This window comes from Runella rosea (genome assembly GCF_003325355.1).
Taxonomy (GTDB): Bacteria; Bacteroidota; Bacteroidia; order Cytophagales; family Spirosomataceae; genus Runella; species Runella rosea.
This window is the reverse complement of record NZ_CP030850.1, coordinates 6,427,205-6,444,144: the sequence shown is the minus strand read 5'-3', so window position 1 is coordinate 6,444,144 and position 16,940 is coordinate 6,427,205. Positions and strand designations below refer to the sequence as shown.

Annotated in this window: 15 protein-coding genes; 8 read left to right on the top strand and 7 right to left on the bottom strand. The window is 44.5% G+C overall.

Annotated features, from left to right (window positions below; genetic code table 11):
• Window positions 1–5: 5 nt before the first annotated feature.
• From DR864_RS26440 to DR864_RS26425, 4 genes are all read left to right on the top strand, one after another.
• On the top strand, window positions 6–929 hold the full coding sequence (locus tag DR864_RS26440; protein WP_114070490.1) for a ClpXP adapter SpxH family protein: 924 nt from the start codon (window positions 6–8) through the stop codon (window positions 927–929).
• A gap of 199 nt (window positions 930–1,128) precedes the next feature.
• Window positions 1,129–2,229, top strand: coding sequence for a Fic family protein (locus DR864_RS26435; RefSeq protein ID WP_114069783.1), 1,101 nt, complete (start codon window positions 1,129–1,131; stop codon window positions 2,227–2,229).
• 155 nt (window positions 2,230–2,384) lie between these two features.
• Window positions 2,385–3,026, top strand: coding sequence for a hypothetical protein (locus DR864_RS26430; protein WP_162794141.1), 642 nt, complete (start codon window positions 2,385–2,387; stop codon window positions 3,024–3,026).
• A gap of 113 nt (window positions 3,027–3,139) precedes the next feature.
• Window positions 3,140–4,717, top strand: coding sequence for a Na+/H+ antiporter (locus DR864_RS26425; protein WP_114069781.1), 1,578 nt, complete (start codon window positions 3,140–3,142; stop codon window positions 4,715–4,717).
• Between the two features lie 76 nt (window positions 4,718–4,793).
• Here the strand turns inward: DR864_RS26425 and DR864_RS26420 are convergent, their stop codons facing one another.
• On the bottom strand, window positions 4,794–6,665 hold the full coding sequence (locus tag DR864_RS26420) for a gamma-glutamyltransferase family protein (RefSeq protein WP_114069780.1): 1,872 nt from the start codon (window positions 6,663–6,665) through the stop codon (window positions 4,794–4,796).
• Between the two features lie 224 nt (window positions 6,666–6,889).
• Here DR864_RS26420 and DR864_RS26415 point away from each other — a divergent pair, with 224 nt between their 5' ends.
• From DR864_RS26415 to DR864_RS26400, 4 genes are all read left to right on the top strand, one after another.
• Window positions 6,890–7,120: a hypothetical protein gene (locus DR864_RS26415; RefSeq protein ID WP_114070489.1), complete on the top strand. Its 231-nt coding sequence runs from the start codon at window positions 6,890–6,892 to the stop codon at window positions 7,118–7,120.
• Window positions 7,098–7,526: a putative toxin-antitoxin system toxin component, PIN family gene (locus DR864_RS26410; protein ID WP_114069779.1), complete on the top strand. Its 429-nt coding sequence runs from the start codon at window positions 7,098–7,100 to the stop codon at window positions 7,524–7,526. Before DR864_RS26415 ends, DR864_RS26410 begins: the two co-directional genes overlap by 23 nt.
• Before the next feature lie 154 nt (window positions 7,527–7,680).
• Window positions 7,681–8,181: a hypothetical protein gene (locus DR864_RS26405; protein ID WP_114069778.1), complete on the top strand. Its 501-nt coding sequence runs from the start codon at window positions 7,681–7,683 to the stop codon at window positions 8,179–8,181.
• Window positions 8,182–8,289: 108 nt separating this feature from the next.
• A complete protein-coding gene (locus tag DR864_RS26400; protein WP_114069777.1) occupies window positions 8,290–9,147 on the top strand; it encodes an alpha/beta fold hydrolase in 858 nt (285 codons plus the stop codon).
• 304 nt (window positions 9,148–9,451) lie between these two features.
• Here DR864_RS26400 and DR864_RS26395 read toward each other — a convergent pair whose 3' ends face one another.
• From DR864_RS26395 to DR864_RS26370, 6 genes are all read right to left on the bottom strand, one after another.
• Window positions 9,452–10,783, bottom strand: coding sequence for a DUF58 domain-containing protein (locus tag DR864_RS26395; RefSeq protein WP_114069776.1), 1,332 nt, complete (start codon window positions 10,781–10,783; stop codon window positions 9,452–9,454).
• 74 nt (window positions 10,784–10,857) lie between these two features.
• Complete coding sequence (locus tag DR864_RS26390; protein ID WP_114069775.1) at window positions 10,858–11,478, bottom strand: L-threonylcarbamoyladenylate synthase; 621 nt, start codon at window positions 11,476–11,478, stop codon at window positions 10,858–10,860.
• A 132-nt stretch (window positions 11,479–11,610) separates the two neighbouring features.
• Window positions 11,611–12,615, bottom strand: coding sequence for a glycosyltransferase family 2 protein (locus DR864_RS26385; RefSeq protein ID WP_114069774.1), 1,005 nt, complete (start codon window positions 12,613–12,615; stop codon window positions 11,611–11,613).
• 376 nt (window positions 12,616–12,991) lie between these two features.
• Window positions 12,992–13,927, bottom strand: a complete 936-nt coding sequence (locus DR864_RS26380) for a YihY/virulence factor BrkB family protein (RefSeq protein WP_114069773.1) — start codon at window positions 13,925–13,927, stop codon at window positions 12,992–12,994.
• A gap of 166 nt (window positions 13,928–14,093) precedes the next feature.
• Complete coding sequence (locus tag DR864_RS26375) at window positions 14,094–16,376, bottom strand: TonB-dependent receptor (RefSeq protein WP_114069772.1); 2,283 nt, start codon at window positions 16,374–16,376, stop codon at window positions 14,094–14,096.
• 141 nt (window positions 16,377–16,517) lie between these two features.
• Window positions 16,518–16,919 carry a hypothetical protein gene (locus DR864_RS26370; protein ID WP_114069771.1) on the bottom strand — a complete coding sequence of 134 codons (402 nt, stop codon included), beginning with the start codon at window positions 16,917–16,919 and terminating at the stop codon, window positions 16,518–16,520.
• Window positions 16,920–16,940: the final 21 nt, after the last annotated feature.

Below are 16,940 nucleotides of genomic sequence, written 5' to 3'. Positions count from 1 at the left end.
AGAAAATGGAAAACAATAATCCTTTGTTGTGTAATTCTGAAGAGGGTATCTGTGAAATACCCTTCGGTAAAACCAATACAACTGACCGTAATACGATCAAATCAATTAAAAAACCCATAAAGGTTATCTATTATACCGACCCCATTTGTTCTTCCTGTTGGGGTATTGAGCCACAGTTGAGAAAATTAAAAGCAGAATACGGCAACAGTATTGAAATAGAATACCGAATGGGTGGCTTGTTGCCTGATTGGAGTTATAACAGTGGTGGCATAAGTAAACCTTCGGACGTAGCTCACCATTGGGACGAAGTGAGTCTTAAGTACGATATGCCCATTGACGGTGATGTTTGGTTAGAAGACCCATTGCCTTCTTCCTATCCACCTTCCATTGCTTTTAAAGCGGCACAACGGCAAGACAATGTGAGAGCCATTTTATTTCTTCGTGAAATCAGAGAAATGGTTTTCCTGCAAAAAAAGAATATCACCCAATGGAAGCATCTGGAAGCCGCAGCCCAACATGTTGGCTTGGACATTGTGCAATTCCAACAGGATTACGAAGGCAAAGCAAAAGAAGACTTCAACAACGATTTAAAACTGGGAAGAGAATTAGGCGTACGGGGATTTCCTACCATGTTTTTTATCGACAATACAGGTAAGACAGAAATGGTTTATGGGTCTAAACCTTATTCAGCTTTTGAAAATGTTGTTTTAAGCCTATATCCAACAGTGGAAAAAAATGATTATGACAAAAGTTACGAAGCTGTATTTTCAAAATATAACACGTTGACTGCAAAAGAATTTTCGGAACTGACAGGAATGGCAAGAAGCGAAGGCGAGCACTTTTTAAACGAATTGACGGCAAACGAAGCATTGGAAAAATTGACTACCAAAAACGGAGCCATTTGGAAAATGAAGATTACCGGCCGCTAATAAGGTGATGCCAAAATGGGAGGCCGGTGGAAGCAGCTAAGGCAAGGTACGTACACTAATGCCGGGCAACCCAAAAACCAATGACTCAAAAGTTGGACGTCGATTTTGGCAGTTTATCCCGGTGCGGTGAAAAAACAGTCTATTCGCCGCATATTTGCGGCGAATAATGTCTATATTCACCGCAAAATAGAATCATTCGATGCCAACTTACATTTACGAGTATCCCCATTGGCCTGATTTTTCGTGGGACGATACCGCCATAAACGTCGTCTTTGGTGAGGTGCGGCTGATGCAAGGCAAATTGATAGGACAAATGAGTGCTTTAGGCTTTTCTGCCAAAGAAGAAGCAACACTTACCACCCTCACCTTAGATGTCGTAAAATCATCCGAAATAGAAGGGGAATTACTCAATTATGACCAAGTGCGTTCGTCTATTGCCAGACGTTTGGGCATCAACACTGCCGGACTTGTGGCAAGCAGTCGCCACATAGAAGGCGTGGTAGAAATGATGCTTGACGCTACTCAACGGCACACGATGCCTTTAACCGAAAAGCGTTTGTTTGGTTGGCATGCCGCACTCTTTCCCACAGGGTACAGCGGGCCGTATCAAATAGAAACGGGACGATACCGATCAGGCGAAATGCAGGTGGTTTCGGGTGCCATGGGCAAAGAAAAAGTGCATTACGTAGCCGTAATGCCCGAAAGGGTTAAACCGGAAATGGACCAATTTTTGGATTGGTTCAACACCGAAAACCGCCTTGATCCTGTTTTAAAAGCCGCTATAGCCCACTTTTGGTTTATTATCATTCACCCATTTGACGACGGAAACGGCAGAATTGCAAGAGCTATCAATGATCTATTGCTTGCCCGTTCCGAGGGCAGTGGGGAGCGCTTTTACAGTATGTCGAATCAAATATTGACCGAACGCAAACGCTACTATGAAGTATTGCAAAAAGTACAACACAGCTCCGGCGACATAACTGAATGGCTCGATTGGTTTTTGCATTGCCTCAAAAATGCGATGCTTGCCACCGAAAACACTACCCAAAAAATAGTTCGCAAAGCTGAATTTTGGAAACGGCACGAGCATACCCCCATCAACGAACGCCAACGACTCATCCTCAATAAACTCTTTGACGATTTTGAAGGAAAACTGCAAACCTCAAAATGGGCTAAAATGACCAAAACCTCCACCGACACCGCCTTACGGGATATAAAGGATATGGTAGAAAAAGGCATTCTGCAACCAACGGAAGAAGGAGGACGAAATGTGAACTACGAATTAGTAAACTTTAATTGAAAATCACCAGCGGCTCAGGGAATGCCAAAACCGCCTGATAAATAAATGGAAAATGCATTGCGGCGATTCAGCCCAATTTTGTAGATTCACGTTTGTATAATAAATAGGTTGAGTTGGTTTAGTTACAATAATGCAGAGATTAAATGCAAGAAAAAATGAAAGACCTTCTTCCAAAATCAATTTTTGAATTAATAGATTCAGAAAGTTTTCGAAAAAGAACGGCAATGTATATTGGAAAAAAATCAATTTCTGCTCTTCGGATATTCATGGATGGATATCAAACATGTGAACTATTTAATGGAATAAAGACAAAAGAGACTAAACCTCCTTTTTGGATATTTTTTTACTGGATATGCAAATATTATAATCACTCAGGGTCTTATTATTCATGGGATGGAATAATTCTTCAGAATTGCGAAAATGATGAAGTAAAAGCCATAGAAACCTTTTTTGAAAGATTTGATGAGTTTCGACAATTTCAACCGAAGAGGCTGATAGCTTCCCAAATAAGCGATAAAGCAATCAATTTCTTTTACTCAAATGAAGGGAAAAGACGATTAATAAAGAACGGAGAAGAAAAAAGAATTGGCCCTGCTGACAAAGTATTTATTATTGAATATGACAATAATCTAGGCTGTTCAAGTCACCACAGAAAAGATAACAAAGGAATAAATTTTGATTATTTCGAATCAGTAAATAAAGCGATTGAAGATGCTGAAAAAGAATATGGAAAATCGCTTAATTGGAAAGAAGTGCCTCAAGATAAAATAGAAATGATTTATGAAAAGATAATTTAACAAATCAATAGAACCGTACATACTCCTTATAATTACTATATTTTTGGTATAATAAATGTAGTAGTTATATTAATTAACAGTTGACCAAGCCTATCACACCCTCGTAACCCCTCATGATCGAAAATTTCCCCTTTTACCTTTCGTTGATTGTCGTCATCGTGCTGCTCATCATGCTGGCAGACAAACTGAAAGTGGCCTATCCGGTGCTGTTGGTCGTGACCGGATTGGGGATAAGCTTACTGCCCGGACTGCCTAAAATACACATTGAACCGGAGTTAATATTTATCATTTTTCTGCCTCCGCTGTTATACGATGCGGCCTTTGCCATGTCGTGGAAAGAACTGTGGCGGTGGCGGCGGATTGTTACCAGTTTTGCGTTTATCGTCGTTTTCTTTACGGCTTTGTCGGTGGCGTTTGTGGCAGATTGGTTCATTCCCGGGTTTTCATTGGCGTTGGGGTTTTTGCTGGGCGGTATTGTGTCACCCCCTGATGCCATAAGTGCGAGTGCGATTCTGAAATTTGTCAAAGTACCGCGTCGAATGTCGTCCATTTTGGAGGGAGAAAGCTTGCTGAACGATGCTTCTTCACTGATTATTTTTCGCTTTGCCCTGATTGCCGCCACCACCGGTCGCTTTGTGTGGCAGGAAGCAGCCCTTAGTTTTGGGTGGATGGTGATCGGGGGCGCTGCCATCGGCGTATTGGTCGGTTGGCTGTTTATGAAAGCCCACAAATACCTGCCCACTGATGCCAATATGGACATTGCTTTGACTTTGGTCACGCCGTACGTGATGTATATTGCAGCGGAAGAAGTCCACAGTTCCGGGGTGTTGGCTGTGGTCAGCGGTGGACTGCTTTTGTCAAGCCAAAGGCATCATTTTCTGAGCAGTTCGTCTCGCTTAAGGGGCGTCAATGTTTGGCAAAGCCTTGTGTTTCTGCTGAATGGATGGGTCTTTTTATTGATTGGACTGGATTTGCCCGAAATCAACGAAGGATTAAAAAAAGAAGGGACGGCGCTCTCCGTAGCTATCGGCTACGGTTTATTGATCACATTCGTATTGATCATTGTACGGACTTTGGCCTCCTACGGAGCCGTGGTTGTCACCCAAATAGCCGGCCGATTTATTGAGGTAGCCGACAGAAATCCGGGCTGGAAAGCTCCCCTCCTATTAAGTTGGTCGGGTATGCGCGGCGTAGTATCCTTGGCAGCGGCCCTGTCCATACCCATAGAAATGAGCAACGGAGTTCCGTTTCCGCACCGAAACCTTATTTTGTTTATCACCTTTGTTGTCATTTTAGTCACCTTATTGTTACAGGGACTTACCCTTCCCTGGTTAATCAGAAAAGTAACTCTGCCCGACTACAACGATTATCTTCCCGAAGAAGAAACCGAACGATTGCTCAAAAAAGGAATGCATGAGCATACCTTGCACTACTTCAAAACCAACTACAGCCGACACCTTATCAGCAATGGCATCTTGCGACAAAAAGTGGCCTTTTGGGAACAAAAAAGCAATCCAGAACTTGAAGAGGCTATTTCGGAAGAAACCAAAAAGATCTATCTGGACATTTTAGAACAACAAAGGTCGTGGCTCCGAAACAAAAACAAAATTGACGACAAGATCGATGAAGAAATCATCCGAAAGTTTTTGTACGGGATAGATTTAGAAGAAGAGAAGCTCAAGTACAATTAGGTAATAAAAACAAAAGCGCCCATTGAACAATGGACGCTTTTGTTTTATAGTAGACCCTTTCAGGGTGACAAATTGACTACCAGCCAATCCCATAATCCTCCCCGTGGTTGCTGGAGCCACCCCAAAAAGTATTATGCACCCAGTCAAAATAAATGGCGTTGATGGGTCCGCTGGTGCGGTCTTGGTAGTTGATTTTGTAGCCCATTCGGCCCAAATCCTTTCTGGTCCAGTCCGGCATGGCTTCGTTTAAGGTCAATCCGCCGTTGATTCGTTCGTGGTCACCGAAGCTGGAATACATCTGGAAGGTTTTGAAGCTCGGGGCTTCGCAGGCTTCCTGCACAGTCATGTTGAACTCCACGACGTTGAGGAAAAATTGAAGTAACAACTGGTCCTGCTCATCGCCGGCCTGCTTGGCAAAAGACAAAAACGGCTTACCATCTTTCAGAGCCAAACTCGGCGTCAACGTCACGCGCGGGCGCTTGCCGGGCTCCACAACGTTGAACGGATTTTCTTTGGGGTCCAACACAAACGCCTGCATCCGCTGACTCATGCCAATGCCCGTGTTGCCGGCAATGCAGGCAGGCACCCAACCGCCGCTGGGCGTAACGGAAACCACCCATCCTTCTTCGTCCGTGGTTTCGATAGAAGTAGTACCGGCGGTAAAATTGTCTTGAAATTTCTCGTCTAACGTCGCATTATTTTTAGGGTCAAACAGGCTCGCGCTGCCCCATTTTTTCAGCATATCCTGAAACGGATTGACCTTTCCTTCAAACGGATACGGGTCGCCAGGCCCTGCTTTGGGGTCATTCATTTCGGGATTGATCAATTTGCTGCGCTCTTTGGCGTACTCCTTGGAAAGCAGACCTTTCATGGGCTCCTCGGGACCGAATGCGGGGTCGCCATAGTAAAAATCACGGTCGGCAAACGCCAAATTCATGGCCTGATACAACGTGTGAATGTAGCGCGTGGAGTTATACCCCATGCTTTTAAGGTCAAAATTCTCCAAAATATTCAGGGCTTGCAGCATGGCCGGGCCTTGGGTCCACTGTTGCAATTTATAAACGTCGATGCCTTTGTAGTTGGTCACCATCGGCTCTTCGATTTTCACTTTCCAGTTGGCCAAATCCTGCTCGGTAATCAACCCGCCCTGTTCGCGGCAACCTCTCGAAAATTCTTTGGCAATCTCGCCTTTGTAAAACACATCATAGGCGGCATAAATCGCGTCTTTGCGGGATTTTCCCTTGGCCAACGCCTGTTGCTCGGCATTCACCAATTTTTTCAGGGTTTCCAACAAATCTTTTTGGACAAACACCTCACCCGCATCGGGCGCTTCGCGACTCGCGCCCAAATGCGGCAAAAATACTTTTTTAGAATACGGCCACTGCTTGATGAGGTCTTTGCCTTTTTCAATCGAATTGGCGGTTTGGGCTTCGATAGGATAGCCGGCGGCCATTTCCATGGCGGGTGCCAGCACCTCTTTCAGCGACATGGTGCCGTATTCGGCCAACATCGTCATCAGTCCGCCGGGCGTACCGGGCGTGACGGCCGCCAACGGGCCGTATTGCGGCGGGTATTTCATGCCTTTGCCTTTGTAAAACTCAGGCGTGGCTCCCGTAGGCGCGACACCGTGGGCATTGATGGCGATGACCTTTTTGGTTTTGGGATTGTAAATGAGCGCCTGCGTCTCCCCTCCCCAACTCAACACATCCCACATGGTACAGGTAGCGGCCAACATGGCGCAGGCTGCATCAATGGCATTGCCGCCTTTGGTAAAGGTCATGGCCCCGGCCGTAGCGGCCAAGGGTTTGCCCGTAATGGCCATCCAGTGCTTTCCGTGCAGGGGCGGCTTTTGGGTCGTAACGGGTAAGTTATTGAATGCCTGTGCATTACCCTCTCTGTTTATCAAAAGAAAGGCAAAAACCAATGGCAAAAGGCGAAGTAGTTTCATAAGGTTTCAGTTAGGTTGTTGATTTTTACCTAAAAATAAGCAACCTGCCGCAGGATGTCAAATGAAGGGGGGGATTTTACGACGAGAAGGGGGATTTTGGAGATTAGGAAAGCAGCTCCTTGCAGAAATAACGTTGTTTTTTGTACATTAACACCCTTATTTGCTTATTTACCTTGAAAGTGTTACTTTTTCAGTTAGTTACTCTATACTATAAAAAACAAACCATGAGAACCTATCAAATTGAATTGCTTAATCCCAAAGCAAAAAAACTTTTAGATGAGTTGGCAAATTTAAAACTTATCAAAGTTCAGGAAATGCCAAGTCCTAAACAGGAATTAACAACGCTTTTATCAAAATTTCGTAAAAAAGCGGATAAGGAACCTACGTTGGAGGAAATTACCAAAGAAGTAGAATTAGTAAGAGGAAAGCGCTATGCCCAAAAAAATAAAAATTAGGGTTATCCTTGATACCAACCTTTGGATCAGTTTTTTGATTTCTAAACGGTTGAAGGTCATAAATAATCTATTCAACAGAGAAGCCATTACATTAATTTTTAGCCAAGAACTTTTGGATGAATTTATAGAAGTAGCCCAAAGACCAAAGTTTAAAAAATACTTTTCCATAACGGATCTGGAACGATTACTTACGCTTTTTGATACGTATGGTGAATTGGTCACTGTTATTTCTACCGTCGATATATGCAGAGATGAAAAAGACAACTTCCTGCTTGCCTTAGCAAAAGACAGTCGAGCTAATTATCTGATAACCGGTGATGAAGATTTATTGATTATCAAAAAATTTGAAGACACTGAAATTGTAAGCTATACTCAATTTGAAGTTTATGCAAACGAATGGAGTTAATCTAACAATATCAATATAGTCTACCGTACTCCGCCAATATGGTCATTAGCCCACCACTGGGCATACCGGGAAGGTCTGGCTTACTCAATTTACTAGAAGTGTTTTTGTATAAATTCTTATTCTAAATTACTTATTTCCTAATACTGTTATAAAAATGAATAAGTCTGAAGGAAAGAATCTTTTGCGTAAATTAAGGGAAATGGAAGAGAAAAAAATTGCTCTTTCACAACCTCGTCCCATATATAAAGATATTCATTGGCGGGGTGTAGGTTTAAAAGTGTTGCAAATCATATTTAAGCCCTCATTTGAGATTAACAAAGTTTGGGATATTCGAATTCAAGATGACAAGTATGTTCTATTTGAAAGTATTTTTTCGGGGGAAATCATTGAACCGGGATACTTCCAACTTATATGCGACTCTTCTCATTTAGAAAGAATTTACAAAAGCTTTAAACACATAAGGGTGAGTCTTGAGCTTCCAAACAGAAAGATGCTTGGAATAGACGGCACTGGTTATGAACTCTGCCTATACGACTTACAAACCAGTATTAGGTTAAGTTGGTGGGAAGAGCCTCATCAGGATTGGCAAGAAATCGCACATTTGGTTTCTGAAGCCATTGAGTTTTTTAAAACCTTAGAAAGAAGTAATAATTGAGATTTTATTATAAAGACAAACTAAGTACTGTAAGAGTTATTCGCTGATTTGCGTTTACCGCGCTAACATCCTAAATACTGCATCAACATACGCCACTTCCTACTACCCATGAAAAACACCCCTAATCTCCTGATTTTAGCACTGCTGCTCCTTACCTTGCTCGGTCATGCCCAAACGCCAAAGAAAACAGCAACCGTGGTCAACTATGGGAATAATGCCAAAAACGGGCATTACTTTGCTACCAGCGGCATCAATCTCTACTACGAAACCTACGGACAAGGAAAACCGCTGCTGCTGATTCACGGCAACGGCGGCTCCATCAAAGATTACCGATACCAAATTCCCTACTTTTCCAAACACTACCAAGTGATCGCGGTAGACAGTCGGGCGCAAGGCAAATCAACAGATACGGGCAGTGTATTGAACTACGAGATAATGGCCGACGATTTTGACGCCTTGCTGACGCATCTAAAACTGGATTCTGTTTTTGTGATTGGCTGGAGCGACGGCGGTATCAACGGGTTGCTGTTGGCGATGCGTCATCCGGAGAAAGTGAAAAAATTGGCGATTACGGGCGCTAACCTACGACCCGATACCACGGCGGTCACGGCCGAGGGCTATAAAATGATTGCCGAAGAAGGGGCGAAACTTCGGGCGGGCGTACAGAATGACGCCACTAAAAACACCCTCAAACTTCTGCACATGATGGAAATAGAGCCCAATATTCCGTTGTCTGCTCTGCGTAAAATCAAATGCCCCGTCTTAGTGATGGGGGGCGATTTTGATGTCATCAAGCCACGGCATACCTTAGAGATATTTGAAAACATTCCGCAGGCGTACCTGTGGATATTCCCCGAATCAGGACACGGAGCGGTGCATCGGTATCGAAATGAATTCAATGCCAAAGTGCAGCATTTTTTCACGCATCCCTACAAAAAGCCGAATTGGATCGATTGGGAGCCATGAGGTGGATATTTGCATCTGCACCGCAATCTTTCCTCCCATTTCGGGCTGACGTTAGACAAGGGCAGACGCAAGGCATGGGCAGACGCAAGGCATGGGCAGACGCAAGGCATGGGCAGACGCAAGGCATGGGCAGACACAAGGCATGGGCAGATGCAAGGCATGGGCAGATGCAAGGCATGGGCAGATGCAAGGCATGGGCAGACGCAAGGCATGGGCAGATACAAGGCATGGGCAGACGCAAGGCCTGCCCCTACGTTTACATTTGTTATTTTTCAGTTTTGCGGTTTTACAAGGCAGCCTGCCCCTACATCATCCCTCTCGCCTTCAATTCCAAATACTTATTCACCGTATTGGCATTCAGGTCTTTGGGGGCGGTGAGGATGGATTGGATGCCGTATTGTTCGAGTTCTTTCACGATGCGGCGCTTTTCGTAGAAAAACCGCTCGGCAATGGTTTTGAGGTAGATGTCTTCGGTGTTTTCGGCGGGGGTCTTGAGCAATAAAGAAGTCTCTGTATTCTCGAAGAACACCACGATCAGCAAATGGGTTTTGGCCAATCGCCTCAGGAAAGGCAACTGCCGGCGCATGGCGTTGACGGTTTCAAAATTAGTAAACAACAACAACAAACTCCGCTGCCGCACGTGCGTTTTTACGTATGAATACAGGGTTTCGTAATCACTTTCTAGGTAACGCGTTTTCTGCTTGTAGAGCGTTTCCAGAATCTTCTGCATTTGACCCGCTTTACGCTCAGCGGGCAGAATTTGACCAATGACTTCCGAAAACGTGATCACGCCCGCCTTGTCTTGTTTCAACAAAGCGATATTGCTCAATACCAGCGTGGCATTGATGGCATAATCCAAGAGCGTCAGCCCTTCAAACGGCGATTTCATGACGCGGCCCTTGTCAATCAAACAATACACGGCCTGTGAGCGTTCGTCCTGAAATGCATTCACCATGAGTCCGTTACGTCGGGCGGTTGCTTTCCAGTTTACGGTGCGGATATCGTCTCCCTGCACATAAGGCCGAATTTGTTCAAATTCCATGCTATGCCCCAACCGACGAATGCGCTTGATGCCCAGCTCGGTCAGGCGGTTGGAGATAGCCATCAATTCGTATTGCCGCATTTGGAGGTACGACGGATACACCGCCACCATCTTATTTTGCGAAAACTGAAACCGACGTTTCATCAACCCCAACGGGCTTTTTACCAATACATTAACGGCCCCAAAGCTATATTCACCGCGCTTGGTGGGGCGCAGTTCGTAGCGTAAAAGTTGGGTTTCGTTGGGCACCAACTCGGCTTCAAACAGCACGTCGCGTTTTTGAAATTGAAACGGAATCTCGTCAATCACTTCCAAGCGGGCCTTAAATCCGTAGCGGTTTTCTAAGTAAATGGTAATTGGATTAGGGTCACCGTTAGAAAGGCGGTCGGTTACATCACGACGCGCAAAAACGCCCTCATTATTTCTAAAAAGCAAAACCAAATCGGCCACCGCCAGCAATGCGGCGATGGCACTTCCGATTTTGGCAATTCCGAAGAGAAATGGAAAAGCAAACGCCAACAAAAATGTGGCCGTTAATCCAATAAAAGCCTCCCAAAAAAGGGTGGAGATATAAAGTTGGCGAAGGTATTTCAAGACAACAATTTTTAATATTTTTCCTACAAAATCAGGAACGCATTGAATGTATTTTAGTGTGAATCAGCGCTTTATTAACGCATAAATTCCCCTGCACCTTCCCGAATAATGTCAAAATTATCGTCGGTGGCATCAATCACCGTAGAAGGAATCAACCCACCAAAACCTCCGTCGATGACGATATCTACCTGATGCTGAAAACGTTCAAAGATAATCTCGGGATCGGTGGGGTATTCCATGATTTCGTCTTCGTCATCTTTGATAGAAGTAGTAATGATGGGATGGTCCAATTCAAATACAATCATCCGCGTAATGGGATGGTCGGGCACCCTGATTCCCACGGTTTTTCGGTTGGCCAAGACTTTCGGGACCTTATTGTTGGCTTCCAAAATAAACGTAAACGGTCCGGGCAGGAGTCGTTTCATTACTTTAAAAGCGGCGTTGCTTACCCTAGCGTAGTCTGAAATATGGCTCAAATCGTGGCAAATAAACGAGAAATCATTCTTTTGGGGTTTGATTCCTTTGATCCGCGCAATGCGCTCCACGGCACGGGCGTTGTGAATATCGCAGCCGAGGGCGTAGACGGTGTCGGTGGGATAAATAACAATGCCGCCATTACGCAGGCTGTTGACTACCTGCTGAATCTTACGCGGTTCGGGCGTTTGGGGATGAATATGAAGAAATTCCGCAGGCACGTAGGAAGTGGGTTAAGTGTTTGAGTGCAAAATCAGTAGGACTAATTACGCGGAATTTTTCATTAATTGGAAACTTCCTTCAACTATTTTACACGTTTGGACCTATTTTCCTCCCTCCTCGCTTTTAACTTACTATCGTTCCAGTTGAACAAAAGGGACTCCCTGCTGCATCAGGGCGAGGTTGCGGTGGTTGCGCCACTTAGCGTAGCGCTGATAAAGCCAGTTGACGGGCAAATGCAGGCGACAGAGAAACACCAAAAGGTCGGTTTTCCAACCAGGGTCTTCGATGTAATTGAGCAACTTTCTGAATGCCAGGGCTTGTTCGGGGTCTTCGGCTACGAAACATTTCTTGATAAACTCCCGGATTCTATTGGCTAGAATATCGTATTCTTCTTGCGAACGGCTCAAATCGTAAGCCTTGTTGCACACTTCCCAACTCGACCGCAGCATCGGATTGCCGATGCGGTAAAATTGCGTCGCCAACGAATCATCCAACACGCGTTTGTACATCAGTACTTCGTCGATATAATGATACTTATAATCGTGGGCCGAACGGATAAAAAAATCAAAATCTTCGTAACTGAGGTTTTCATCGTACCCGCCCAGTTTCATCAGCACCGATTTACGCATCATGATGGAAGGTGTACAAATAAAGTAGCGTCGCAAAATTTCTTTGTAGATATCGCCCGTGGGCACTTGGCCTTTGGCGTGTCCATTGGCGCGCAATGCATAATGATAGCCCAATTTGACGCCCGACGAATCAATGTAAGCGGCATTTGAGAACACCACCGCATACTCTTTGGGGAGGTTTTCAAAGGCTTGTACCTGCATTTCGATACGATTGGGGGGCATCACATCATCAGCGGCCAAATCAATGACATACTTACCCGTTGCTTCGCCAAGGCCTTGGTTAAAAGCCCGACATAGTCCTATATTATGGGTATTTCTGATAAAAACAATTTCGGGATACTCATCTACTAAGCGTTGAATCACCCTCCTTGATTCATCAGTGCTCGCGTTATCAATCACAATCAACTGAATGGCAGAATACGTTTGTTGAATGACCGATAAAAGACTTTCCCGAACAAAGAGTTCATGATTGTAACAGGTGCAAATAACGGTGACGATTGGATTCATATTCAATGGTTACAGTACGCTTGAAAATTTATAAACGGCGCGTTTTTGTATAGTAAATGTAAAATATTAGCCTCTATCTGTAACCAAAATACCCTAACTTTTTAGTAAACGGTAAACTAAAAAGCAATCAGGGATAGGTTTTTGGGTAGTATATATTATATTTTTTGGTACATAAAAACCCAAAAAATATAATCAACAATTTATAAATCAACGAATTATAAAATATACCATAAAAACATCAACACAAATTAAAATCGTCCAGCATTTTGGCACGGTTTTCTCTGCAATTTTATTGTGATACGATATAGAAGTATATCTTTCATTATTTATGGGTTAGGGTAGTACATAAATGCCATTCCAAATTTGCGGATGGCATTTATTTTTTTGTCTCAGGGCCTTTTCTGTCATGCTTGGCCCGCCAAATACTGGTATTCAGCTCAAATCCAAAAATCAACAGCAACGCCACGAGGTAAAACCAAATCATCATCGCGATGATGGTTCCGATAGAGCCGTAGAGTTTGTTGTAACTACCAAAACGAGAGAGATAAAAAGAGAATCCGTAGGTTACCAAAATAATCAACATTGAGGCAATGATTGCCCCTAAATTAAAGAAGCGCCACCCGTGCCGTACTTTGGGCGCAAACCGGTAAATGATGGCTACCGCAACCGTAAAGGCAAAAAACATCACCAAATAGCGCAGAGCGTCCAATAAAAAAACGGTTAAATTATCCCCAAACAAAATGGTTTGGTGCAACCAATCGACCAAAAACCCGCCCACAATAATCACCAAAACTGCCAAAAAAAGCACCGTCGACAACAGCACGGTGAGCAATAAAGCAATCCCTTTGGCCTTAAAAAAACCTCGATTTTCCGAGGTATGGTCTACCATGTTGAAAGCGGTCATGAGCGCTCCCATTCCGTTGGTAGCGGTGAGCAACGCAAACACAAAACCAAACGATAGAATGCCGCCCTGCTTCCGACTGATGATGTCATAAATGGTGGCCGCCGCAAACTCGTACAGCGATTTGGGCATGGCATCGTACATGAAGTTCATGATTTGAGACTCCATGTTGGCAATCGGGAAGTAAGGAATCAGCGTAAACAAAAACAAAATGGCGGGAAAAACGGCGAGCGTAAAGTTGTAAGCCACGGCGGTTGCCCGTTGATCGATGTCGTACAAAAGAATTTTTTCAATCAACAATGAACCAATATCCGCCAACGAAACGCCCTTGCTAAAGAACCGCTTTCGGTGTAAGAAAGCATAAGTTTTACGCAACTGTCGGTATTTGGAGTCAGACCAGTGTTGGAGCATTAAAGCGTTTTGATGATTTCAGAACCCAAAAATACTAAAATTGACCCTATTTATTTCCGTAACCTAATGATACTAAAAATTTAATTCAACCATAGAAGGCTTTCTATCTCCACCAACTATCTGTTTATCAGACACATACATACCAATCAGCCTTCTATGGTTAAACTTAAAAGAAAACCGTCAAGCTCAAACGAGCAAAAAAGGGCGTTCCGGGCGTAAAGTGAATTTCTTCGACGGGCGCCGCTTCCCCCTGCAATCGGCTCTCGGTCGCAAACTGCGTTTCTTTCCAACGTGTATTAAATAGGTTTTGAACCGACAGACCAAGCGTATAATTTTTTCGACTATAATTGGCCTGCATGTCCGTTACAAAATAGCCCTTGGCCACGATGGAATTGTCTTCGTTGGCGGGACGGTTGCCAATGTAACGATACCGCAACGACCCGCTGAAACCAGCATTATTTTGTACAGACAGGCCACCCATCGTCGTAAAAATAGGAGCCAAAGGCAAGTAATTTTGACCTTCCAATTCGCCGATTGCCCTGGGTTTAGTGGTATTTACGTCAACGTCAGCGTACAAGTGGTCGGTGATTTGATACCGCACCGACAAATCAATTCCCTGCCGACGCGTACGACCACCCGGCTCAACCACGCCCGCATCACCTACGTACACAAATTCCTGTTGCAGCCACAGATACCACGCGGCAGCATTGATAATTAACTTAGGAAAAGGTTTAAAAATAGCACCTAAATCGGAGCCGTAAGCGGGGGGCAAAATCTGCCGTCCTCCCTGCGGAACCACCACCCGAGTGTCGTTGGAGTGAAAACCGCGCCCCGTGTTGAGATAAAGTTGGAAACGATTATTGAAGGTGTAATAAACATTCAGCTTGGGCGAAAGAATCGCCGCCGAAGCCTGTTTGGTCGTTAGGGGCGCGGCCAGTAAGTCTTCGTATTGGTTACGAAAAAAATCCAGCCGCAGGCCCGCGTTGATGGTCAACTGATTGGAAACCTGAACCAACTCGTCGGCATAAACCGAAGCGTTGAGTTCGTTGATGTTACCAAACTGAATCCGATTGAGGGTTTCTGTTCGATTTTTGGTGTGCGAAAGTTCCGTATTTTTTGTAAAATCCTGTCGGTACTGCACGCCCAATGTCGTTGTCCATTGCGTACTACCTACGTCATTTTGGGTAGAAAAACTGCCATTATATCCTAGCAAATTGCGCTTCTCTTTCTGGCGAATTTGGTCGCCATTGATTGAATCTTCTAGGAAAAAAGTGAAGTTGGAATACAACTCAAAATTATAATTTCCGTAAAAAAGCTGATTCTTAATGGTATGGTTGCGCGGTGTTACGGTCACCAGTTGAACGTTCACATTGGTTCGGCTCGTTTCACCGCCTTCGGTGGGGTCAACAGAACCAAAAAAGCCCGTCAGCCCCGATTCAATGGCCCGGTCGGGAATCTGCCCTGAGTGGTTCCATTTACTCCAAAACGTCGAGCCTGTGAGTGTGAGGTAAGTCGTTGAAGAAAGATGCCCGTGGTATTTCCCCATGATATTCAACCGCTTAAAGTCCTGCGGATTATCAAAATACGAGTTAGAATAAGAATACTCAGACGCCAAATACGCCGATTGGTTTTTGTCGCGATTTCTCCCAGCTTTTAAACGATTTCCCAACAAATCCAGCCCAGCTACCGCCCGGTACGTGCCGAATTGCCCCGCTTCCAGTTTCACAAACGAGCGCTCAAGCGCGTTGCGCGTTCGAAAGTTTACCCAGCCTGCGGTCGTAAAGTTGCCTTTTTCGGCATGATAAGGCCCTTTTTTGAAATCAACGCCCTGAATCAATTCCGGAATCACAAAATGCAAGTCAGCGTATCCCTGTCCGTGAGCGTGAGAAACCATATTGACCGGCATTCCATCGACGGTGAGTTGAATATCCGTGCCGTGGTCGATGTCAAACCCGCGCAAAAAAATCTGTTCGGCTTTTCCACCGCCCGCATGTTGGCCAATAAATAAGCCTGGCACCATCCTTAAAACCTCCTGTGAATTGACAATAGGGCGAATTTTAATGTCGAGATTACTGATGAGCTGCTGGTCATGCGCCCGCTGCGCCGACACCACCACTTCTTTCAATTCGAGGGTGGAGTTGACCATGAGCGTTTTTAAGGAAGTGGTTTGGTCATCCAGCACAATCGCTTCCACCACCACGGTTTTCAAACCTACATACGACAATTCGATTTTATAGGGAGCCGCTACCAATTCATCAAAACGGTATTGCCCCAACTCGTTGGTAGTGGTGGTTTTTCCTAAACCCGTCAACTGAACATTTACCCCCCTCAGAGGAAGGTTGGTGGTTTGTTCATACACCACGCCCGAAATACTTCCAAGGTGTGCAAACGCCGAAAAACTAAGTAAACAGCTGATACTGAATAGTGTGTAATAAATGATTCGTTTCATAACCGAAAGAGACAGCTAAAAATGGCAAAAAATACGCAAAGAAATAAAAACCAACTCACTAGTAAGTGAGTTCAATTGCCCATTAGAATACGTTCTAAAGCAGGAATCGTACTAAAATTCTGTGCAAAAAAATACCGATATTTAAGCCATCCAAGGCGGCGGACTGACCATTCCGTACACCCCATCCGAGAGAGACGAAGAACAATAATATGATGTAAAAGAAGCAAATAAATAAGAGAAAGGGGCTGATTCCTGCACAATTGAGTAGAATAAACAATGCAAATCCACGCCGTTTACTTCAACAAGAATAGAATGACCGAGTGGTCGTGGTTCCTTTTGCTCACGCAACCGAAGCGATTCAATCAAAAAATCCTCCAAGCCATCCATGCGCACGTACCGACATTCTTGGTAGAATTGTCCGTCGTAATTTGTTTGCACCAACACCAAAGAAGGCTGCTCATAAGGCTGCACAATGCCGCCCATTCCCGCAATGAGCAGGTAATTAGCCAACAATAAAAATGCAACGATAGAACGGACAGACATGGATTGGAGAAACATTAATGG